Genomic DNA, 21,783 nt, shown 5'->3' on the forward strand with positions numbered 1-21,783 from the left:
CTCGGCCGATGGTTCTGCCCGAAGTGGTTTGTTGCGCAGGCAAGGATCGATGGCCGCCGGGCACAATTTCGCCTCACGAGCCAGTGATCTAGATAGAAATTGGGACGGGGAAGTAGATGCTTCGAACAACCTTGGCCTCCTCGCGGGCGCTGCGAGTTGGCGTTCTTGGGCTCGTTACCGTCACGACGGCGATCCTGATCACGAGTGATAGCGCCGAGGCGCGCCGTCACCGGCGCCACTACGCCCGTCACCACCACAGCCAGGAAGCGCGCGAGAGCTACAGCCCGCAATTCGCGTCGATCATCGTCGACGGCAACACCGGTTCGGTGCTCACCGCCACCAGTCCCGACGGCTTGCGCCACCCGGCCTCGCTGACCAAGATCATGACGCTCTATCTGCTGTTCGAGCGCCTCGATTCCGGGAAGATGAAGCTCGACACCGAAATGCCGGTGTCCGAGCACGCCTCCGAACAGGACCCGACCAAGCTCGGCCTGCGGCCCGGCTCGACCATCAAGGTCGAAGACGCCATCAAGGGCCTGGTCACCCGCTCGGCCAATGACGCCGCGGTCGTGATCGCCGAGGCGATCGGCGGCAGCGAAGACGATTTCGCCCGGATGATGACCCGCAAGGCCCGTGCGCTCGGCATGAGCCGGACCGTTTATCGCAACGCCTCCGGCCTGCCCAACGATGAGCAGGTGACGACGGCGCGCGATCAATCGACTCTCGGCCGCGCGATCCAGGACCGCTTCCCGCGCTACTACCGCTACTTCTCGACCTCGGTGTTTAACTTCCGCGGCCAATCGATCCGCAACCACAACCATCTGCTCGGCAACGTCGAGGGCGTTGACGGTATCAAGACCGGCTACACCCGCGCGTCCGGCTTCAACCTCGTGACCTCGATGCGCCGCGGCAATCGCTTCCTGGTCGGCGTGGTGCTTGGCGGCCGCAGCGGCGGCTCGCGTGACGCCATCATGCGCAACCTGCTCGCCGAGAACGTCGGGAAGGCCGCGACCACCCGCACTGCCGCAGCGATCACCGAACGCAATCCGGCCGACGCCAATGTCGAGGTCGCCGACGCGGATAGTGCGCGCGCGCCGGACACTTCGCCGGTCGCGGCATCGGAGCCCGCCGCTGCAGCTGCCGCGATCCAGGCGCCGCGCCCGGCCAGCAAGCCCTCGCTGATGGCGGCGGCCGCCGCCGCGCTGCCGCCGCTTCCGGCCAAGCCGGAGCCGCAGGCCAAGCCCGAGCCGGCGCCGCTGACCTCAGGCGTGATCCAGACCCAGCCGATCGCCGCGATCCCCGGCTCGGCTGAACCGATGAAGCCGGTCAAGGTGAAGACGGTGCAGGTCAAAGCCGGCCAGATCAAGCTCGCCGCGGCCGGCCCGGCGCAGTCCGCGCCTCCGATCACCAACACGATCCCCTCGCGCGGCGAGGTCCCCGAGACCTCCAATGCGATGATGGCGCGGGCCGCCGAGACCTCGAGGCCGGAAATGCCGCCGCAGCCGGCCAATTTCGGCACCGGCAACGGCATCCTCGGCGTGCTGCCAGCCTCGGCCGTCCATGCACCCGCTACCCCGGCGCCACAGGCCATGGCGTCGATCGAACCCGCAACCCGCGGCGTGCAGGCCGCTCCGCCGACCAGCTCAGCAAAGCCGAGCGCCGCGCATACCGGCTGGATCATCCAGGTTGGCGCGCTGGAGTCCGAGGGCGAAGCCAACAAGCGCATCGACCTGGCGCGCAGCTCGGCCCGCGGCCTGCTCAGCAAGGCGGACCCGTTTACCGAGGTCGTCGCCAAGGATAATCGCAAGCTCTATCGCGCCCGTTTTGCCGGCCTCGAGCGCGATCAGGCCGAGGCGGCTTGCAAGACGCTGAAGCGCGCTGAGATCTCCTGCATCACCGTTCGCAACTGATCGTCAGCATCTGCTGATTTCGAACGGCCGGCGCCGCAAGCGCCGGCCGTTTTGCTTTTGCCGCCGCGAAAACAGCCGGCCGTCCGCGAGCGGCGCAACCATGAAACTTCTCGTCAAGATTTTACGGTTAAGTTTTCCCGAAAGAGCGATCGGCCACGCCGGACAGCGGCGGGCCAACGGGGCATCAATCAGAAACGGAAGGCAGCTCTCGGCTGTGGCGTTGGTAGCGTAGCCGGAGTTAGAGATGCGTGCGAAGCAGAGTGTCCTTGGCCTCGTTCACACGGGCCGCGAGGTACGTCGAGCCCCCCTGGTCGGGATGGAGTTTCTTCATCAGGGTACGGTGAGCCCGGCTGATGTCGTCGCGCGTCGCTCCCGGCTGCAGGCCAAGGATCTGATAGGCCTCCTCGTTCGTCATTTTGCCGCCCGACGCCGCACGGCCCTGCCCCCGTGCCCGGTCGCCCTGTGCGTCCTGACGCCAGGCGGGAAAGCGGCGGTCCAGATAGCTTTCAAGTAGCGCGACGCTCTCGGCGTCGAAGCTCGGGACCATCGCCAATAACTGCGACAGGTCGAACTCGTCGAGCATGCGGCCGGCCTGCGGTCCGGCCACGATCTGGCCTCTGAGCACGCCGCTGCCGTGATCGAGGGTCATATCGAGATATTGCGAGCGCACCCGCGAGCTTTGTCCCTGGCTGCGCGAACCGCCGAACATACCGCCGAGATTGGGAAATCCGGTGCTTCCGAACGGCGACCAGCCGAGCAGTCCGGCGCCGAAAATGCCGAGCGGAATTGCCACCGCCAGTTCGCCCCGCACGCCGGTAAAGGCCGCGACCGCCAGCGCGAGCACCCCGCCGCCGATCTTGATCGCGCGCGCAAGCACGGCGGGATTGGCCGCACGGAACATCTGCAGCGCGGAATAAAGGACGACAACGGCGATGACGCCGGCGATCAGCGTTGGCATGTCGGGAATATAGGCGGCCCGGCGGCAAAAAGCATGCGAAGCTTCGTCTCACCGGCATCAGGCGGAGCCTGACGCGACGCGGCGCTATTTCATCTGGCCGATCAGCTTCGCCGCGCCGCTCGTCGTCTTCGCCAGTTGCAGCAGCGCCTCGCGGCCGCCGGCGGCATAGGCTGCGGCGGCACGCAGCAATTCGCGGAGCTGGGCGGCTGCGCCGGGATCGAACCTGCACCAGGCGCCGCCGGTCAGTCGCGCGATCTCGCGAAACGTTTGCTCGGCGGTCGCATCCCTGCCCTCCTGGAACATGAAGACCGGCACCTTGAGCAGGCCGAGCTCACCGGCTTTGGCGCAGAGATCGTCGGCGCTCTCCTCCATCGCGTCGCCGACGAACACCAAGGCGCGCACCCCTGCCTCGACCGCTTCGCGACGCGTCTCGGACAGCACCTTGCCGATCTGGGTGTTGCCGCCCTGGCAATCGATCTTGCTCATCAGCCGCGCGAGCTGCGCGCTGTCGGAGATCCAGCCCGACGCACGGCATTCATTGAAGCCGCGATAATAGATGAGGCGGATATCGAGACTGCCGAGCGCGCCGGCCTCGCGGAACATGTCCGCCTGCAGCGTGCACGCCATGTCCCATGTCGGCTGCCGGCTCATCGTGGCGTCGAGCGCGAACACCAGCCTGCCGTGGGCGCCGGCGCGATGCGGCGACATCGCCCGCGCCTTGGCGACGAATGCCGCGATGTCGTTCGCGCTGGATGCCGGCACGCCAGGCGCATGGGCCGGGCGTACATCGCCTCCGGATGTCGGTTTGATCGTCTTGCCGGCCATCAGCGCTTGCCTCGTACAGCAAACACTATGTGGGCCGCGGCAGTGGATTGGTCAACGTGAGAGGCCAGCCTGGACCGCGAGCCGCCCGGTCAATTCGTGACCGACGGATCCTTCTTCGTCTCGGTCTTGGTCAGCGAGAGCGACTTCTTGAGCTTATCGGTCAAGGTCTGAGGTTTCTCGACCGGCACGTAGAGCGAGACGGGACCGGGCTCCAGAATCTTCGGCGGCGCATTCCTGGTGTCGACCGGCGCGACAGCGCTGTCGGTGTCGGCGAGGAATTTATCGAGCATGGCCTGGATCGAGTCCTTGGCCTTCTCGGGCCCGGTGTCACGCATGTCGTTGTGCTGGAAGTTGGTGTTCACCACGGTGATGCCGGCCTTCTCGCATTCGTCGGCATCGGGAACGACGCCCGGATCCGGCTTGAACTGCGAGTCACGCGAACGGAATGACAGGATCTTGAACTTGCCGTCGGTCATGAACGGCACGCGCAGATTGTCCAGCGTCACCACCTTCTTGATCTCGTCCGGATACTGCTTGGCGAAATACATCGCGATGTCGCCGCCATTGGAATGGCCGACCATCGTCAGCTTGCTGTAGTCCGCGTTCGGCTGGCGCTTCTTCATCTCCTCGATCGCGAACTTGATGTTGGTGATGCCGCGCTGGTACTGCGGCAGGCGGCCGACATAGAGCTCACCGACCTTGGTCACCATCGGTCCGTCCGACGGCAGGTCGTTCTGAATGCTGATGGTCAGATAGCCGCGCGCCGCGAACACGTTCGCGAGGAAGGAATATTCGGTGAATTTGACGGTATTGCCATGATTGAGGATCGCAACCGGCAGCGTGATCATGCCAGCGTCGGCCTGCATCTCCTTGTCGAAGCGCACGGCAACGTCGACCGCGACCGGCCGCTCATCGCGCGTCGGGTCCTTGAACATGAGAGTTTCATGACGGATCGCCCACTTGCTCGCGGTGAAATAGGCCGCCGTGATCACCACGGAGAGAGAAAGCAGAACGAGAATTCCACGCTTCATGACGTCCTCGAGGTGCCCGCCTTTTCAGGGCTATTCTTGGCCGGAGACTCTTCGGCCTCCTTTTGAGAATATATGTCACAGCGCCGTGACAGGAAGTCTAAAAGTTGGGACTTCGCAGCACGTTCATTGTGCGGTGCACACAACCTTTGTGCATTCGCTTCTGGCGCCATGGCTCTGCGGTACGATAATACCTCAAGACCAACCAACGAGGAGCGGAAACGCGGCTGGCTTTGGGAAAACCGGATCTGGCCAGCTTTGTTCCGGCATATTGGCGACGGAGTGGCCGAAAACCCCGCAAGACTACCGTGCTTCTGGACGGGCCAGGAAGTGACGATAGTCACTTCCTGGACGCCCGACGCCCTGGAACCTGCCAGAAGGAGTGCCCGGCGGTCTAGCCGCCGATGATGTCGTCGACTTCCAGCGGCTTGTCGACCTGGCTGAACCATTCGGCCCGGTTGGCGGCCCTGCGGCGGCCGCGCTCGTCGAGCGGCAGCTTGAGCTGGCGCAGCAGGCTCATCACCTCCTCGCGGGCGGTGACGTGACCGAGGCTCGGGCGGGTGCCGAGCGTCGCCTCGTCGATGTCGTCGAGCGCCGTCAGCCCGCGCGGGAAGAATTCGCGATAGACCACCCGCTCGGCAAAGCCGTCGACCGCACGGAACCCGAGCCGCAGCGAGAGCTGTTTCAAGCCGTCGGCCACCAGCTGCTTGTTGCGCGAGCCGAGCATCGAGAGCCGGTTGCGCACCACGATCCAGTCGGTCGAGGCGCCATCGAGCTGGCGGCGCTTGCGTCTGGTGTCGCGCACCATCTCCGCATAATGGCTCTCGCCGGTCACCGCGTAAGTCGCGGGATCGACGGTGCCGAGCACGTCGAAATCGAGGAAGCTGTCGTTGATCGGGGTTACCAAAGTGTCGGCCATCGAATGCGCGAGCCGCATCAGGTAGCTGTCCGCGCCCGGGGTATCGATGACGATGAAATCACAGGCGCGTTCCACCGCGCTCACAGCGGCCATGAACTGCTGGAATTCCGCGTTCTCGTTCTCCTCGATCTGCATCGTCTCGCCGTACTTGATGCAGTGGTGTGCCGGGAGCTCGAGGTCGAGCCCGGTGCGTCGCGCCCAGGCCTGGCGATTGCTGATGTAGCGGGTGAAGCTCTGCTGGCGGCAGTCGAGATCGATGCTGGCGACGCGTTGCCCGGCCTTCAGCAGCGCGACGGCGATATGCAGGGCGGTGGTCGACTTTCCCGATCCACCCTTCTCGTTGCCCAGCACGATGACATGTGCGGAGCCGGATTGACCCTGACGAGCCTGCACCAACATGATTCAAATCCCCGCAATGATCTTCAAAGCGAGCGCCGCTGCGGTCAAGTGAAATGCATCGCTGCGACAGGAAATCGATTGCGGCCGTGCTGATGAATCGATCAAGCAAGACTGCTGCGTCGATCGGCGGCTTTGATCCGCGCACGTTCGAGATCGTGTAAGGCTTATCGGCCGGTTTGCCGATCGTGGTTCGGACTTGGTAAGCTGCGTGACCTGCCGAACGCCAACCCGTCCCGCCCAGATTCGTTCCCACCCGGATTGCCCCACGAGCCGAGACCAGATGCCGAGAAATCCCACCGTCGTCCGTACCGTCCCCGCCCTTCGTCGCGCCGTCGACACGCTGCGCGTCAAGAAGGCAACCGTCGCGCTGGTCCCAACCATGGGAGCGCTCCATGATGGCCATGTGTCGCTGGTGCGGCTCGCCAAGCGCCGCGCCAAGCGGGTCGTCGTCTCGATCTTCGTCAACCCGACCCAGTTCGCGCCGACCGAAGATTTCGGCTCCTATCCGCGCACCTGGAAAGCCGACGTCGCCAAGCTCGCCGCCGAGGGCGTCGACCTGATCTGGCATCCCGAGGTGAAGGCGATGTACCCGGACGGCTTCGCCACCAGGATCGTGCCGGAGGGGCCGGCCACCGCCGGGCTCGAGGATCGCTTCCGGCCGCATTTCTTCGGCGGCGTCGCCACCGTGGTCGGCAAGCTGTTCACCCAGGTCCGGCCCGACGTCGCGATCTTTGGCGAGAAGGACTTTCAGCAGCTCCGGGTCGTCACCCAGATGGCCGCGGACCTCGACCTCGGGGTCAAGGTGATCGGATCCAAAACGGTGCGCGAGCGCGACGGTCTCGCGATGTCGTCACGCAACGTCTACCTCTCGCCGGAGGAACGGCGCGCCGCCCCTGAGCTTCACCGGGTGATGAAGCAAACGGCCGGCCGCCTGCGCGCCGGCGAGGATACCGCGACCGCAATGGCTGACGGCGCCGCGGCGATCACCAGGGCCGGCTTCGTGCTCGATTATCTCGAAGTGCGCCACGCCGCCTCCCTGGCGCCGATCGGCTCGCCGAAGGACGGCCCGATGCGGATGCTGGTGGCGGCAAAGCTCGGCAGCACGCGCCTGATCGACAATATCGCGGTCTGAGACCGGACCGGAAAAGTGTGAAACGGTTCATGCGCAGAGAGGATGCGAGCCTGTAATGAGGGCTCGGCCTCATCTGTGCGGCCGGGTGCTTGCGCCACGCTCGCGACGCATGGATGATCGCGCCTTTCAAGGGCGATCGGAATGAACCATTACTTCAGGCAAGGCATTGTTCTTGGCATCGCGCTGCTGGCCGCGGCTGGGGCGCAGGCACAGACCCGGCCGCCGGTCGGCGGCGTCAATTCGGCGCCCGGCGCCATGATCTTCTACGTCGCGCATGGTGCGCCTGATGCCTGCGGCCCCGGCTGCTCGAACTGGATCGCGGCCGAAGGCGCGGTGCAATGGGACACCTACAAGCGCCTGCTAGCGATCCTCGACCGGCAGAACGGACGCAAGCTGCCGGTGGTGATCAATGTCAAACCGGGCTCCGACCTCACCGTCGCTGCCAGCCTCGGTCGCATCCTGCGCGGTCGCGGCATCGATGCGGCGGTGGCGGCAACCGAGGTCGAGGCATGCAACGGAAAACCCGAGGAGGAATGCTTTGCACTGAAGCGGCCTGGCGGCCCGCTGGATGCGAAGGAAAAGCTCTCCGGTGTGCCCTGCGAGCTTGCATGTGTATTGATGCTTGCGGGCGGCGTGCATCGTAACCTGCCGCCCGGCAACCGCGTCATCCTGACCGCAAGGATGCAGATCTACGACCGGCTCGCACCCAACGTCTCTGCCGAGCACCGCGAAAGCCTTACCACAATCTTCACCGATCAGTTCCGGAGATATCTCAGCGAGATGGGGATCGGCCATGAACTGTTCGACGTCACCGCCGACAGGGCGGGTGGCCGTTATGTCGAGGTCCCGGCCTCAGAATGGGCTCGGCTGCATCTCGTAACCCAGTGATCCCGGATCACTGCCGTTCGATTGCTCAGAGCAACCCGATTGCTTACAGCAAGCCGAGGTCGCGCAACTCGCGGCGCATCGGCTCGGGCATCGATGCCACGCTGGCGGCGCTCGACTTGGTGAGATCGGCCGGCGCGGAGTCTGCGGTCAGGTAGCGCCAGCCCTGGAACGGCCGCATCGGCCGCGGCGAGACCGCGATCACCTTGGGCTGCATCACCAGCCGGCAGCGTCCGATGCCGTCCTTGTCGCGGAACGGCTCGATGGCGATGATCTTCTCGCGCGCGGCGATCTCGCCGCGGATCACCCAATAGAGCGAGCCGCCGGCAAGGATCTCCTCCTCGCGCTTCGGCGTCATCCGCGTGATGTGGACGTGACGGAGCGGCAGGCCCTTTTTCTTCGCGGTCGCCATCCGTTCGGCAACCCAGCCCTTGAGTTCCTTGACGGAGTCGCAACCGACGGCGAGCTTGATGAGATGAAGCGGCATGCGCCGGATGTAGCGGCCGGCGAGCGCTTTGAAAAGGGAGCGCTCTCCGCGGCGGTGGATATCGGGACTAGAGCGCTTTTCGAGCCAAACGAAGCCGGAACGGCGCAACGACGGCGGCTCAAGCCGCCGTCATCACGCTCATTGCTCGTTCGCAGCCGCCGGTGCGCTGGCGGCGGCAGGAGGCGACGCCGGCGCGGCCGGGGCCGGCGCGATCTGGACCGGGCGCTTCGCCGCCGGCGGACGCTTCGGGGCTGCGGCGGGCGGCGCGGCGGCAGCGCGCGCGGCCGGCGCTGGTGCGGCGGCGGCCGGCTTTGCCGGCTCGGGCGTCATGATGCTGACCGGCGGCGTGTTCGCTGAGCTCGGAAACTCCGCATTGGTCGGCTTGCCGGTGGGCAACGACTGCGGCAGCGCCGCGACCAGGCCGGAGGCAGCCGATGCCTGGGCGCCGGCCGGCGCGTTCCACGACCCTGCGTAGCGCGTGATCAGGTTCTCGTAGGTCCGCTCGTTCATGTTGGCGATGATCTGATGGTTGTCGCCGAGCGAGCGGAACGCGGGGCACGCGGTCGGCGTGCAGTGGTCGCGCGCCATCAGCGCATAGGCGACCAGGCCGTAGCGGTCATGCTCGATGGCGCGGCGCAGCGCCTGCAACTCGGTGGTCGAATTGCGCTCGGCGGTCGCGAGGTCGCCCAGCGCGGTCAGGCGCGAGACCTGCGCCGCCGCGTAGCTGACCGCCGCCGCCGCCGTATCCGATGAACCGAACAGCACCTTCTCGCAGGCGTTGAGAACGGCGTCTCCGGCGAGGTCGTCGACGCAGGCCAGCGCCGGCACCGTCTGGCTGGCCAGTTGCGCCGTCCGTGTCTCGGCCGGCACCGCCTGCCCGCCCGAGCCGAAGCCACGGATCGTCGCGGCGACCGCAACCGCGATCGACAGCAGCGTGATCACGGTCAGCGCGCCGTTGGCGACGGATTTTTCCGCACGCAGCAGCGTGACCAGAACGACGATCCCAAAGAACCCCGCAGCGGCCAGCGTCAGCCACATCGGGAAGGTCGGTGAGCGCCAGATCTGATCCAGCGAGGAAGCCCAGTTCATGCGCGATGTCCCTCAACGCAGCGTAAGCACAATCGGCGACGGCGAACGCCGCCACCCCGACGTCCAACCTTCAGCACAATGGGTCTGCGAACAGGGCCTTTTGACGGCGGCGGCGCGGAACCCGCTCCAGCCGCCGGCTTGCGCACAACACTCCTTCAGGACAGCGCGAGCTGACTCTCCTTGGCCACCCGTTCGAAAGCTTCGGTCGAGCTCTTGATGCGATATTGGCAATCGTCACCGTCGGTCGGCAGCAGACGGATCACTTGATAGGTGCCGCTCGCGGCGGGGCGCGCCACGTTGCTGGCCGTGAAATAGACGGTCTCGCCAATCGAGTACTTATGCTTCAACGCCCTCTCCATTTTCTTAGAGATTGCTGGCTGAGCTGACAGTCCCGATAGCTCAGGCCGGCATTTTGAGAACCCTGCGGCAAGCTAGCACATCGCACCTCCCCAAATCCAGCAAGATTGGGGCATAGCGAAGGTGCGATTTTGCAGGTTTTTCAGGGCGATAGGCAGCAATTTGCGTGCCAGCCGGAAATTGCCCGCCGAGCCCGGTTGGAACCCTGATTCCACCGGCTCAAGCGGTCTGCGGCAGCTTGCCGCCCGGGCTCGCGCCGTCGACCGCAGCCGGAAGTTGCTGGGCGAGCACCTTGGACAGCTGGTCCACCGGAATGTTGAACCTGGCGGCGAGCTGCTTGACCGTGTCGCTGCCGAGCACCTGCTGGAGCTGCTCAGCGGTGATCGGCAGGTTCTGACCGGTACCGATCCAGGATCTGACCTGCTCGCCAAGCCCGGCCTGCTCGAGCTTGGCGACGATCGCGGACAAGCCGCCCTGCCCGCCATTGCCCAGGACCTCGCCGAGCACGACGGGGATCACCGCCGCGCCAAGCTGGCCAAGCATGCCTTTCAGCTCCGGCGAATTCTCCAGGGAATCGAGAATGCCCATGGTCTAAGTCCTTTCACGACTTGCAAAACCAGCCTTTCCGGATTCGACGCCTTCGGCCCCGCGGCGTCAAGCCGCGATCTTTGCGACCGCTGTCACAATTCGGAAGCGCAGCAACCGTCAGACATCCTCGAATCGGGCGATCCGCAGCGTCTCGGCAACGCCGTCGCGGGTCCATTCCTGGAATGCCGGAAGCTGCATCATGGCATCGACATAGTGCTGCGCCTCGGCCTTCACCGGGATCGCGTAGGTGCGGAAGCGATGCACCACGGGCGCGTACATCGCATCGGCGGCAGAGAATGCGCCGAACAGGAACGGACCCTGCTTGCCGTAGCGCGCATGGCACTCGGCCCAGATATCCTGGATCCGCGCCACGTTGGCGCGCGCATCATCCGACAGCGCGACAGCGCGGATCGGCCGGTGCAGATTCATGCCGCATTCGTTGCGCAGCGGCATGAAACCGGAATGCATCTCCGCCGAGATCGCGCGGGCATGCGCGCGCGCGGCACGATCCGCAGGCCAGAGCTTCGCCTCGGGAAATCTCTCGGCGAGATATTCGATGATCGCCAGCGAATCCCACACCGTGACGTCGCCATCGATCAGCGTCGGCACCTTGCCAGCCTTGCTGAAAGATAGGATGCGGTCCTTGTCGGCCTGGTCCGTGTAGAGCGGAATGAAGACCTCTTCGAACGGGATGTTGTTGGCGCGCAACGCCAGCCAGGGCCGCATCGACCATGACGAATAGTTCTTGTTGCCGATGACGAGCTTGAGCATGTCCGGGAATCCTGTTGCCTCGGTAGTTTGCCATAGTGCATTGCACGCGTTCAACCTGTACATGACGCGGATGCGGCCCGGCGCGGACAGTCAGCCGCGCGCTCACGAAGGAAGGCAACATGACCGGCTATTGGACCGACATCCTGGCCGTCGGCTTCTTTGCGCTGGAATGGCTGGTCTACGCCATCACGCTGGAGCACACCGCGTATGGGCGCGACAGCCTATCGGCGCGGATGCATGTCTATCGCGAGATCTGGGTGCGGAATCTGCTCAACCGCGACGCACGGATGGTCGACATGCAGATCATGGCCAGCTTGCAGAACGGCACCGCGTTCTTTGCCTCCACCAGTCTGATCGCGATCGGCGGCGGGCTGGCGCTATTGCGCGCCACCAATGACGCGCTCGCCGTGCTCGGCGCCCTGCCGGTCAACCTCACGCCCTCGCCCGCTTTGTGGGAGGTCAAGTGCATCGGGCTGATCCTGATCTTCATCTACACCTTCTTCAAATTCGCCTGGGCCTATCGCCTGTTCAACTATGTGGCGATCCTGTTCGGCGCGATGCCGCCGGCCGACCAGCGCGACACGCCGGAGGCCGAGGCCCATGTGATCCGCACCACGCGGCTGTTCGAGACCGCAGGCCGGCACTTCAACCGCGGCCAGCGCGCGTTTTTCTTCGCGCTCGGCTATCTCGGCTGGTTCGTCAGCCCCTGGGTGCTGTTCGTCACGACAGCCGCGGTCGTGATCGTGATCTGGCGCCGGCAGTTCGCCTCGAATGCCTGGCAGGCGATGGGAAGCTGACGCGACGGTCGAGGCCGTGCTGCGCTCCCTCTCCCCGTTCTTACGGGGAGAGGGTTGGGGTGAGGGGCTGTTTCCGCATCGACGGAGAGAGACGCGTTCGCGGAGACTCCCCCTCACCCGGATTGCATCTGGCGATGCAATCCGGCCTCTCCCCGCACGCGGGGCGAGGCCGAGTGCGCCGCTCGTCCCTGGTCTACGACGCGAAATCGCGCGGGCTGAAATCGAGGTCGAGCACCTTCCATTCGCCGTAGCGATCCCGCGGCAGCATCGCATAGGGCTGGCAGGCCTGCAGCGCATCGGTCGCGCTCTTCAGCAACAGCGGCCCCTTTTCCGAGGCGGTGGCTTCGATCAGCAAGGGTGACGCGGCGAGCTTGCCGTCAGGCTTCATGAACACCCTGAGCTTGATCTTCACGTCGTCGCCCGCGCTCAGCGTCGGCGGGAGCTTCAGGCAGGTCTTCAGATGACGGCGGAATTCGGCAACCACGCTCGAGCCGACATCGGCCTGCTCGGTGGCGGCCGCGTCGAAATTGTCCTTGCCGGGTCCGAGGCCGGACGGCGCGCTGGCTGGCGGTTTCACGGAGATATCCGGCGGCAGGCCGAGCATGACGTTGTATTTGACCGAAAGATCGGGCTCGGGCTGCGCATAGGCAGGCGGCGACGCTGCCGCCTGTTGCTGCGCCGTTGGCTGGGGCATCGGTGGCGTTTGCTGTGCCGGCGCGGGCGGCGGCTCGGCCGCGGCACGTTGCGGCGCCGGGCTGGGCTTGGGCGCCGGCGGCGTCGCCTGCTTCTGCGGCGGTTGCTGTTGCGCGTTCTGCTGCGGCGCGGGCGCCTGTGCCGATGGTTCGGGCTTGGCCGAATCCACCGGCTTATCGAGCGACGGCAACTGCAACTCGGGCGTTGGCGACGGGCTCGGTGCCGGTTCGGGCTTGGTCTCGACCTCGGACTTGGCGACCTCCTGCGGCGTCACGATCTCGACCGGCACCGTGTCAGCGGCGACGGGATCGAATTGATGGACCTCCGAATAAAGGAAAATCAGCGCGAGCAGCATCAGGTGCACGAACACCGACGCCATCAGATCCGCGTTTGGCCGAAACTTCATCCCACTCGATCACATCAGTGACGTCTCTTCCCGCCCGGCCACAATACCGGCCGGAACCCGCCTGCCTCAATCCCCATTCGGTCCAAAGCTGCAATCGGCCAGCGGCGCATTAGCATGATCCGGATCAGGACCCAGCCATTTTTCCAAAACTTGATGCTTTCCAAGACTTGATGCTCAGGCAAAGAGCCCATGCGTCGCGGGGCCCGTCACCGTGCGTCAGCGCTCCCGATCGCCGAGATCTCGCGCATGTCGTCAACGGACAGCTCGAAATCGAAGATGTCGATGTTCTCCTGAAGGCGTTCGAGCTTCGAGGTGCGCGGGATCGCGGAGACATTCTGCTGCACCAGCCAGCGCAGGCAGACCTGGGCAGCGCTCTTGCGATAGCGGTCGCCGATCCGCGCGAGCGCGCGGTCGCCCTTGACCCGCCCTTTTGCGATCGGGCTGTAGGCAACGAACGCCATGCCGCGGCGTCGACAGGCCTCGATCACATCGGCCTGGTCGAGATAAGGATGGTACTCGACCTGGTCGCAGGCGAGCGGTTCGGGACATGCCGCCACCGCCTCCTTGATCAGCGCCACTTTGAAGTTGGAGACGCCGATATGCCGCGCCAGGCCCGCCTGCCTGACCCGCGCCAGCGCGCCGAGCGTCTCGGCAAGCGGCACCTGTGCATTGGGCCAGTGCAGCAGCAACAGATCGACCTCGGTCAGGCGCAGCCGCGCCAGGCTCTCCTTCGCCGACCGCTCGAGATCCTTGGCCATGAAATGCGTGGTCCAGACCTTGGTGGTGACGAACACGTCGTCGCGCTTGATGCCGGAGGCACGCAGCCCCTCGCCGACTTCGCGCTCATTGTCATAGATCTGGGCGGTGTCGATGTGGCGATAGCCGAGCCGCAACGCCTGCTCGACGATGCGTGCGCAGGTCCGCCCGCGCAGCTCCCATGTGCCGAGCCCGATTGCCGGGATTCTGGCACCGTTGCCTTCGACGACATTCATGCGCCCATTATGCGCGCATGACGAAGCCCTGCCAACTCGCGGTTCGGTTCCGCGATGGAACGTCGCGACGTCTCACCGCTCCGGCTGGTAGCCGTCGGTTAGCGTCTTCAGGAAGGCGATAATGTCGGCCTCGTCCTGCGCCGTCATCGCCGGCGTGTCGCCGAGATGGCGCTCGAACGGCGGATCGCTGACGTCGACATTGCCGTGATATTTTTCCGGCAGGTCATCGTACTTGCGCACCGTGCCGTCGGCGCCGCGCGGAAAGACCTTCTCCGGATTGGTATCGCGGAAGTTATAGAAGTCGAGCACCTGCTCGAGGCTGGTGAAGACGCCGTTGTGGAAGAACACGCGACGCGTTGCCGCGTTGCGCAAGGTCGGCGTCAGAAACATCCCGCAATATTGCGTCTGCTCGGCAATGTCGGTGCGGTACGGACCGCAGACCCCGAGATCGAAATGGTCGGGATCGCGGTTGCCGGCGAGCGCGGCGTTGCGCGGCGCACCGAGCGCCTCATATTGGTGATCGGTGAACAGCGGCGGCAGACCGTCCCGGGTCGGCTGCGACGTATGGCAGCCGCCGCAATTGGCCTTGTCCGGATCGTTGAACAATTGCAGGCCGCGCAATTCGCTCTCGTTCAATCGCGCCCTGCCCTCCAGCCAGTAGTCGAACTTGCTGGTGTAGGGATGGAAGCTCGGCTCCTCAACCTGATAGCGCGCGACGGCAAACATCGCCTCCGCGACCAGCAGCCGCGTATTGTCGAAGACACCGGCGCCGAACAGCTCGGCGAAGCGCGGCGCGTAGCTCGCCTGGCGCAGCTTCTGCGCCACGATTTCGATGCTGCCGCCGTCCATCTCGTTGGGATCAAGCAGCGGGAAGATCGCCTGGTCCTGCAGCGTATCGGCGCGGCCGTCCCAGAACAGTCCGCCCTGCGGCACGATGTTGACCGCCGACGCGGCAGTCCCGGTCGCGACCTTCTTGGCGCGCGGAGCCTGCTGGCCGAGCGCGGCCAGTTGCGCGAAGTCGACGACATTGTCGTCTTCGTCCTTTTCCGGCCCGATGCTGAAATTCGGCTGCCGCTCGAGATAGGTCAGGCCCGGCACGGCGCGTGTCCCTTGCCGGGATTGCGCGGGCCCGCCGAGCATCACCGGCCCATCATTGGGTGGCCCGTAGGCGTGGTCCGGACTGTGACAGGACGCGCATGACAATGCGCCCGACGAGGACAGCGACGCGTCGAAAAAAATCTTCTGGCCGAGCTGCGCCATGGCGGACAGCGGAGCAACAGGCGGACGCCTGAGCTGCACCGGGTTCGGATTGGTCCCCGGAAGTCCCTGCGTCTCGACGGCCGCAACGGCGCCGGCCATGCACAGCAGGCCGGCGCCGAGAAGCCACAAGGTGCGGCCATTCATATCAGATCCAGTGTCGTTAAGCGTTTTCGCGCGAACTGGAGACCAGTTCGCGCGAGCAGAACGCGTCAGGGCAGAGCTTCGGTTCTGATTGGATCAGAACCGAAGGGCGTTAGTGGTGATGGTGATCGTCCGGCGCGCTGACGATGACGGTGCCGGCGGTCGGATCGAGAAACAGCGTGTCCTGCCGGTACTCGTGGTCCTGGCCGTGGCCGCGCTCGAAGTCGAACATGTCGGCGATCGATTCGACGTTGTCGTCGAACGAGCCGCCGCCGAGACGCTGGCCGTGCAGCCAGTTGTCCTCGATGAAGCGAACGACGGAGGCCTGCGAGATGCGGGTGTGGCTGACGTAATTCCGCTTGGCGAAGGGCGAGATCACCAGGAACGGGACACGCGTACCGGGACCGCAGCGGCCGTTTACCGGCTGGCCGTTGAGGCCGTTCGGCGGCGTCTGCCTGCCGATACCGCGACCGCACTGGCCGGGACCGTTGACCTGGTCGGCGGTGGGATCATACGAGGCGCTGATCGGTGCAAGGTACTGGTGGTCGTACCAGCCGTCGGAGTCGTCATAGGTGATGATGACGGCGGTCTCGCCCCACTCCTTCTGCTTCTGCAGGAAGTTGATCAGCTCGACATTGCCGGCCTGCTCATCGAGCGGATCGGAGTTGCCGGGATGACCGTCCTGATAGGCCGGCATCTTGATGTAGGAGACGGCCGGGAAGTTGCCGGCCTTCACCGAAGCATAGAAGTCCTCGAGATCGTAGGCGTGATTGGCCGGATCGAGCGTCTTGCTGCCGGGCACATAGGTGTGTCCGACCGCATTCACCGAGCTCGGCCGCGCATGGCTCGGGTTGGCGGTCGACTTGTAGTACTGGAACCAGGCGTGGTGCGGGATGTAGTCCACGACGGTGCCGTTGACGTTGCTCGAGAACGTGCTGCGGCCGCAGTTGGTGGTGCCGTTGCTGTTCTTGAGCGTCAGGTCGAAGCCGCCCATGAAGCTGCCCCAGCTAATCTGCTCGGCATTGAGCAGGTCGCCGATGTTCTTGCTGGTCATCAGGACCTGGCTGGTCGTGCTAGAGCAGGCATCGTAGGCAGGGTCGGTATCACCGATCAGCGTCAGGCCGCCCTGGCCGTCGGCGATCGAAGATGACGAGCCGACGATGTTCTGCGCGCCGTTGGTCTGGCCGGAGATCACCTCGAGCGCGCCGGGCGTCGACGGACCAAAGGTGTCGGTCCAGCTATTGTCGCTCATCGCGAAGTTCTGGGCATAATTCCAGAACGCGGTGACGGTGTTGCCGTCGAAATAGCCCATCACCTGCCCGTTGGTGCCGAACGCGCCGACGCCGCCGGCGGTGCCGCGACCGGTGAATTTCGGAAACAGGTCTTCCTTGCCGTTGTCGACTGCCTGCTGCTCGGGCGTGTAGGCGTGGTTCTGCGACTTGGTGTTGGCCTGGGTGCGGTCGAGGCGGAACGGATTGGTTGCGCCGGTGCCGTTGGCCGGATTGGTGTTCGGGTTATTGGTCAACAGATTGGCGCTGGCGAGATTGTTGACCTTCGGCGTATGCGGCTTCGCCGTGAACGGAATCGAGCCGGTCGGGTTGGTCGCAACCGGGTAGGTTGCGAAGTAGTGATCGAACGAGCGGTTCTCGTTGAAGATGACGACGAGATGCTTGATCGGCGTTTGGGTGTGGATGTCGTGCGGATGATGATCGTGGCCGTTATTGCCCTTGTTGTCGTCCTGAGCGGCGGCGCTGCACATCACCGCAGCGGCAGCAACCAGACAGACTCCGACCGTCGAAAGAAATTTGGCTTTCACCGTAGTGCCCCTTTTTATTTTTAAGGATTTATGACGTCGACCTGCGACAAGTTATCCACCACCGATGACAGCGCTGTGTCGGTCGAATGAATGCGACGAACGATGATGCGCGCTCATGTCCGCATCGGTTGCAGATACCGGGGGACCAATCTTTGCGCGCATGACAGACGCCCTCCTCTTCCGTCTCACGCGATCGGCTATCTGTGGACGCGGTTTCGGTCACAAGACATGGAATTGAACGGATCGCGTTGGAGATGACTGCAGCAGCCAGCAATCATGCGAACAGGTTGTGCACCGCCGGCTGTCGCGGCTTGCTCACGCCCGAAAAAAATCCGCGCCTTCCGGGGATGTGTCCCGAAAAGCGCGGATGCTTGGTCTGGTGGCGGATGAAGGCCGCGATTCAACTCGGCGTGAAGCCTACCCCTTCATTCCCGTGATCGAAGCACTGACCGCGCGCGGATCGCGCTGCGGCCAGCGGCCGCTCTCGACCTGCGCCAGGAATTCGCCGACGATCCGGTTGTATTCGTCGGGCTCCTCGATGTTGATGGCGTGGCCGCAGTTCGGCATCACCGCGAGCGCGGCAGACGGGATGCTCTGCTTCATCAGGATGCCCGGCAGCAGGCAAGGCCAATCCTCGTCGCCGGTGATGATCAGCGTCGGCACCTTGATCCGCTTCATCTCGTCGACCAGCGTGTAGAGCGAAGGGCGCTCCTTCTGTATGCCCTGCTGGGTGTTGGCCGATCCCACCGCCGAATGCTCGGCCAGCATGGCCTTGAACTCGGCATGGCCGCGCGGGTCCTTGTTCTCGTACTGCACGCGGGTCGGCCCGTAGGCGTAGCGCTCGGCGAAGGTCGGCATGCCCTCCTTGCGGATCATGCCCGCGATCACGTCGGCCTCGGCGCGAAACGTCTCGCGCTTATCGAGCTCGGCGCCGTAGCCGCAGCCACCGATGCATAGCGACAGCGCCCGATCAGGGTGACGTAATCCGAAATGCAGCGTCGCAAAGCCGCCCATCGACAGACCGACGATATGCGCCTTCGGCGCGCCGATATGATCGAGCACCGCCAGGATATCGTCGGCGGCGCGCGCCTGCGAATAGGACGAGACCTGCTCCGGCACATCCGACGGCGGAAAGCCGCGCGCATTGTAGGCGATGGTCCGGAAGCGCTTGCCGAAGTGCCGCATCTGCGGCTCGTAGCTGCGCAAGTCGCCGGCGAACTCGTGAACCAGGATCACCGGATGCCCCGATCCGGTCTCCTCGAAATAGAGCCGCACTCCGTCGTCTGTCACAGCATAGGGCATGTTGATCTCCTGCCTTCTCTCTTTGCTTGTTACGGATTTGGTCGCGTTACGGAATGGCCTTCGGCGGCTTGGCGCGGGGCAGATAGGTGCCGTGGTCCTTGCCGCCAATGAGCGTACCGTTATCGACGACGACCTTGCCGCGCACCATGGTCAGCACCGGCCAGCCCGTGACCTCGAGCCCCTCATAGGGCGTGTAGTCCGCGCCGTCGTGGATCAACTCGTGACGGATCGTCACCTTGCGCTTCGGGTCCCACAGCGCGATGTCGGCATCCGAGCCGACCGCGATCGTACCCTTGCGCGGATAGAGGCCGTAGATCTTGGCATGGTTGGTGGCGCTGAAGGCGACGAAGCTGTTGAGGTCGATCCGCCCCTTCACCACGCCTTCGGAGAACAGGATCGGCAGCCGCGTCGCCACGCCCGGGATTCCGTTTGGCACCCAGCGGAAGCTGGTACGTCCCTTCGGCGCAAGCTTGCCCTGCGGGTCGTCGTAACGGAACGGACAATGGTCCGACGAAAACACCGAAAACACCTTCTGCTGCAGACCTTCCCAGCAGGCCTGCTGGCTGGCGACGTCGCGCGGCGGGGGCGAGCAGACGTATTTTACGCCTTCCATGTTGAGCTGATCGAGATCCTTTTCGGTCAGCATGAGGTATTGCGGACAGGTCTCGCCCATGACCCGCAAGCCCCTTTGCTGCGCGCGCCGGATTTCGTCCATCGCCTCGCGGTTCGAGACATGCACGATCATGATCGGCACGTCGACGAGCTCGGACAGCGAGATCGCGCGATGGGTGGCCTCGCGCTCGACCGGGATCGGCCGCGAGGTCGCATGGAAGCGCGGCGCGGTGTTACCGGTCCGTTCGAGCTGGTCGGTCAGGAAGCGGATGGCGTCGAAATTCTCCGCATGCACCATCAGCATGGCGCCGGTCTCGCGCGCGACCGACATGGTCTCGAGCAACTCCCGGTCCGACAGCGCGAGGCCCTCATAAGTCATGAAGACCTTGAGCGAGGTGTAGCCGTCCTCGACCAGGGCCGGCAGCTCCTGGCCCAGCACATGCTCGGTCGGATCGGTGAGGATGAGATGGAAGGCGACGTCGACATGGCACTCGCCTTCGGCCAGCGAATGGTAATGCTTCAGCGCCTCGCGCAGGGTCTGGCCCTTCTCCTGCAGACAGAACGGCAGCACGGTGGTGTTGCCGCCGAAGGCCGCCGATCGCGTGCCGCTGGCAAAACCGTCGGCCATTACGATGCCGTCGCCGGACGGCTGGGCGAAGTGGACATGGCTGTCGATGCCGCCGGGCAGCACCAGGCGGTCGGTGGCGTCGATGATCGTGGCTGCATCGCCGAGATCATGGCCGAGCGCCGTGATCTTGCCGCCGCGGATACCGACGTCGCAGGCGAAGGTGTCGGCCGCGGTCACCACGATGCCGCCGCGGATAATGGTGTCGAAGGACATCAGTTTGTTCCCTCCTTCGGTGAGCGGTGTTCGATGATTGCGGCGAGTGGCTCGGCCAGCCCGCGCGTCGGCTTCGGATCGGGACGGCGGAAGGTGCCGGCCACCGCCTTGCGCGGCTTGAGCACGGCGAGCGTCTCCGCCTGCCGCACCGCCGCCGCGACCGGATCGACCACCGGCACCGGAATGCGGTCGCGGACTTTTGCCGCGAGTCCGGCAAGCGGTGCGCCCGACAGAATGACGACGTCGGCGTTGTCCTGATCGACCGCACGGTTGGCGAGCGCGACCAGCAGCTCCTCCTTCTCGGCCTGCACCTCCGAGATCGACTGGAAATGACCGTCAAGCGTGCGAATGCCGGCGCAGCGCGAGCTCAGCCCGTGCATGGCGACGCATTCCTCGTACCAGGGCGCCAGCGCGCCGGCGAAGGTGACGATACCAAACCGGCGGCCGAGCATGCAGGCCGTGAGCATCGCAGCTTCGGCCAATCCCACGACGGGGAAGGCGAACAGCTCACGCGCGCCGAACAGGCCGGGATCGCCGAACGCCGCGATGACAGCGGCATCGACGCCGGGGCCGGCTTCGGCCAGCATCTCCAGCGCGATCGCACCACCGATCTGGGCCTCGGCGCGGGTGGCGATATAAGGCACGCCGCGCGCGGCGGTGAGCGGCACGAGCTCGGTGCCGGCCGACGCCGCCTTGCTGCCGGCGGCATGGAGCAGATCCGTCACATCAGCCGTCGTGTTGGGATTGATCAGCAGGATCTTCATGGCGCAACGTCCCTCGTCTTGCGGCCGCGTGGCCTTGCCGGTGCCTCCGGTGCCGCGGCGTCGTCCGCCTTGTCGTTCATTGCCTTGGCATCCAGCGTCTCGGCGACGATCTCGCCGGTGCGGCGCACGTGGTGGGCCAGTATCTGCCCGGCCCGGGCCGCATCACGCGCCTTCAGCGCCGACAAAATCTCCTGATGCTCTTCCACCGATTCATCCCAGCGGCCGAGCACCGACAGCGCGAAGAAGCGCGCCCGCTCGGCCCGCGCCAGCAGCGCCTCGTGCGTCGCCTTCAACACGGCATTGCGGGCGAAGCCGACGATCGCCGAATGGATCTGCTGATTAACTTGAAAATAATCGCGCAGCTCGCCGCGGCCGTGATGCCATTCGATCTTGTCCTGCAGCGCCGCGAGCCGTTCGAAGTCGTCCGGCTCCATGCGCAGCGCGGCGAGCTCGGCGGCGCAGCGTTCGATGCCGCTGACGGCCTCGAACAGTTCGGCGAGTTCGGCACGGCGGAACGGCGCCACCACGGCGCTGTGGTTGAGCCGCAGCTCGACCAGGCCCTCGCTCGCCAATTGCTTCAGCGCCTCGCGCAGCGGCGTGCGCGAGACGCCGAGCGCGTCGGAGAGGTCCGCCTCCCCCAGCGATTGCCCCGGCGCCAGCTCGCCGCGCACGATCATGGTGCGCAGCCGCGTCGCCGCCTGCTCGTGCAGCCCAACCCGCGGCACGCGCAGACGGCGCCGTTGCAGCGCGGTCATCGCGCGCTTGGGTTCCTTGTTACGTCTGGTCGCCTTGGGTTCAGTCACCGCTTGCC

Annotated in this window: 21 protein-coding genes; 4 read left to right on the plus strand and 17 right to left on the minus strand. The window is 65.2% G+C overall.

The window, feature by feature from the left end; all coding sequences use genetic code 11:
* Positions 1 to 116: 116 nt before the first annotated feature.
* A complete protein-coding gene (locus tag ACVMB1_RS15645; protein ID WP_141342908.1) occupies positions 117 to 1,910 on the plus strand; it encodes a serine hydrolase in 1,794 nt (597 codons plus the stop codon).
* Between the two features lie 238 nt (positions 1,911 to 2,148).
* Here ACVMB1_RS15645 and ACVMB1_RS15650 read toward each other — a convergent pair whose 3' ends face one another.
* The 4 genes from ACVMB1_RS15650 to ACVMB1_RS15665 form a co-directional block, all read right to left on the minus strand.
* On the minus strand, positions 2,149 to 2,868 hold the full coding sequence (locus ACVMB1_RS15650; RefSeq protein WP_076834525.1) for a DnaJ domain-containing protein: 720 nt from the start codon (positions 2,866 to 2,868) through the stop codon (positions 2,149 to 2,151).
* Positions 2,869 to 2,952: 84 nt separating this feature from the next.
* Positions 2,953 to 3,693: a vWA domain-containing protein gene (locus ACVMB1_RS15655; protein ID WP_076834527.1), complete on the minus strand. Its 741-nt coding sequence runs from the start codon at positions 3,691 to 3,693 to the stop codon at positions 2,953 to 2,955.
* Between the two features lie 89 nt (positions 3,694 to 3,782).
* Positions 3,783 to 4,724 carry an alpha/beta hydrolase gene (locus ACVMB1_RS15660; RefSeq protein WP_076834529.1) on the minus strand — a complete coding sequence of 314 codons (942 nt, stop codon included), beginning with the start codon at positions 4,722 to 4,724 and terminating at the stop codon, positions 3,783 to 3,785.
* Between the two features lie 391 nt (positions 4,725 to 5,115).
* On the minus strand, positions 5,116 to 6,039 hold the full coding sequence (locus ACVMB1_RS15665; protein ID WP_076834531.1) for a division plane positioning ATPase MipZ: 924 nt from the start codon (positions 6,037 to 6,039) through the stop codon (positions 5,116 to 5,118).
* A 280-nt stretch (positions 6,040 to 6,319) separates the two neighbouring features.
* Between ACVMB1_RS15665 and panC the strand changes: the two genes are divergently transcribed.
* Both panC and ACVMB1_RS15675 read left to right on the plus strand, forming a co-directional pair.
* Positions 6,320 to 7,171 carry a pantoate--beta-alanine ligase gene (panC, locus tag ACVMB1_RS15670; RefSeq protein ID WP_076834533.1) on the plus strand — a complete coding sequence of 284 codons (852 nt, stop codon included), beginning with the start codon at positions 6,320 to 6,322 and terminating at the stop codon, positions 7,169 to 7,171.
* 141 nt (positions 7,172 to 7,312) lie between these two features.
* On the plus strand, positions 7,313 to 8,059 hold the full coding sequence (locus ACVMB1_RS15675) for a hypothetical protein (RefSeq protein ID WP_076834535.1): 747 nt from the start codon (positions 7,313 to 7,315) through the stop codon (positions 8,057 to 8,059).
* Between the two features lie 43 nt (positions 8,060 to 8,102).
* On the opposite strand, the gene ACVMB1_RS15680 is transcribed toward ACVMB1_RS15675, so the two are convergent.
* The 5 genes from ACVMB1_RS15680 to ACVMB1_RS15700 all read right to left on the minus strand — a co-directional run bounded on the left by ACVMB1_RS15680 (position 8,103) and on the right by ACVMB1_RS15700 (position 11,348).
* The gene (locus tag ACVMB1_RS15680; RefSeq protein WP_028336418.1) at positions 8,103 to 8,543 is read right to left on the minus strand and encodes a DUF1489 family protein; all 441 of its coding nucleotides are present in this window, start codon (positions 8,541 to 8,543) and stop codon (positions 8,103 to 8,105) included.
* 138 nt (positions 8,544 to 8,681) lie between these two features.
* On the minus strand, positions 8,682 to 9,632 hold the full coding sequence (locus tag ACVMB1_RS15685; protein WP_076834537.1) for a hypothetical protein: 951 nt from the start codon (positions 9,630 to 9,632) through the stop codon (positions 8,682 to 8,684).
* A 155-nt stretch (positions 9,633 to 9,787) separates the two neighbouring features.
* Positions 9,788 to 9,991: a hypothetical protein gene (locus tag ACVMB1_RS15690; RefSeq protein ID WP_018272021.1), complete on the minus strand. Its 204-nt coding sequence runs from the start codon at positions 9,989 to 9,991 to the stop codon at positions 9,788 to 9,790.
* Positions 9,992 to 10,208: 217 nt separating this feature from the next.
* Positions 10,209 to 10,577, minus strand: coding sequence for a YidB family protein (locus tag ACVMB1_RS15695; protein WP_057020822.1), 369 nt, complete (start codon positions 10,575 to 10,577; stop codon positions 10,209 to 10,211).
* A 117-nt stretch (positions 10,578 to 10,694) separates the two neighbouring features.
* Positions 10,695 to 11,348: a glutathione S-transferase family protein gene (locus tag ACVMB1_RS15700; protein ID WP_076834539.1), complete on the minus strand. Its 654-nt coding sequence runs from the start codon at positions 11,346 to 11,348 to the stop codon at positions 10,695 to 10,697.
* Positions 11,349 to 11,467: 119 nt separating this feature from the next.
* On the opposite strand from ACVMB1_RS15700, the gene ACVMB1_RS15705 reads away from it, so the two are divergent.
* Complete coding sequence (locus tag ACVMB1_RS15705) at positions 11,468 to 12,145, plus strand: DUF599 domain-containing protein (RefSeq protein ID WP_076834541.1); 678 nt, start codon at positions 11,468 to 11,470, stop codon at positions 12,143 to 12,145.
* Positions 12,146 to 12,338: 193 nt separating this feature from the next.
* On the opposite strand, the gene ACVMB1_RS15710 is transcribed toward ACVMB1_RS15705, so the two are convergent.
* The 8 genes from ACVMB1_RS15710 to ACVMB1_RS15745 form a co-directional block, all read right to left on the minus strand.
* Positions 12,339 to 13,244, minus strand: coding sequence for a hypothetical protein (locus ACVMB1_RS15710; RefSeq protein ID WP_076834543.1), 906 nt, complete (start codon positions 13,242 to 13,244; stop codon positions 12,339 to 12,341).
* A gap of 206 nt (positions 13,245 to 13,450) precedes the next feature.
* A complete protein-coding gene (locus ACVMB1_RS15715) occupies positions 13,451 to 14,236 on the minus strand; it encodes an aldo/keto reductase (RefSeq protein ID WP_076834545.1) in 786 nt (261 codons plus the stop codon).
* A gap of 72 nt (positions 14,237 to 14,308) precedes the next feature.
* Entirely contained in the window at positions 14,309 to 15,640 is a 1,332-nt protein-coding gene (locus ACVMB1_RS15720; RefSeq protein WP_076834547.1) for a cytochrome-c peroxidase, read from the minus strand.
* A 109-nt stretch (positions 15,641 to 15,749) separates the two neighbouring features.
* Positions 15,750 to 17,396 (minus strand): phospholipase C, encoded by a 1,647-nt coding sequence (locus ACVMB1_RS15725; RefSeq protein WP_256521415.1) that lies wholly within the window; start codon positions 17,394 to 17,396, stop codon positions 15,750 to 15,752.
* 474 nt (positions 17,397 to 17,870) lie between these two features.
* Entirely contained in the window at positions 17,871 to 18,755 is an 885-nt protein-coding gene (locus ACVMB1_RS15730; RefSeq protein ID WP_076834551.1) for an alpha/beta fold hydrolase, read from the minus strand.
* Positions 18,756 to 18,801: 46 nt separating this feature from the next.
* Positions 18,802 to 20,208 carry a dihydropyrimidinase gene (gene hydA, locus ACVMB1_RS15735; protein ID WP_194295427.1) on the minus strand — a complete coding sequence of 469 codons (1,407 nt, stop codon included), beginning with the start codon at positions 20,206 to 20,208 and terminating at the stop codon, positions 18,802 to 18,804.
* Positions 20,208 to 20,972, minus strand: a complete 765-nt coding sequence (locus ACVMB1_RS15740; RefSeq protein WP_456848744.1) for an aspartate/glutamate racemase family protein — start codon at positions 20,970 to 20,972, stop codon at positions 20,208 to 20,210. The genes hydA and ACVMB1_RS15740 overlap by 1 nt, the downstream gene beginning before the upstream one ends.
* Positions 20,969 to 21,775: a GntR family transcriptional regulator gene (locus ACVMB1_RS15745; protein ID WP_307720418.1), complete on the minus strand. Its 807-nt coding sequence runs from the start codon at positions 21,773 to 21,775 to the stop codon at positions 20,969 to 20,971. Before ACVMB1_RS15745 ends, ACVMB1_RS15740 begins: the two co-directional genes overlap by 4 nt.
* Positions 21,776 to 21,783 lie beyond the last annotated feature (8 nt).

Source organism: Bradyrhizobium sp. USDA 4504, assembly GCF_054063995.1.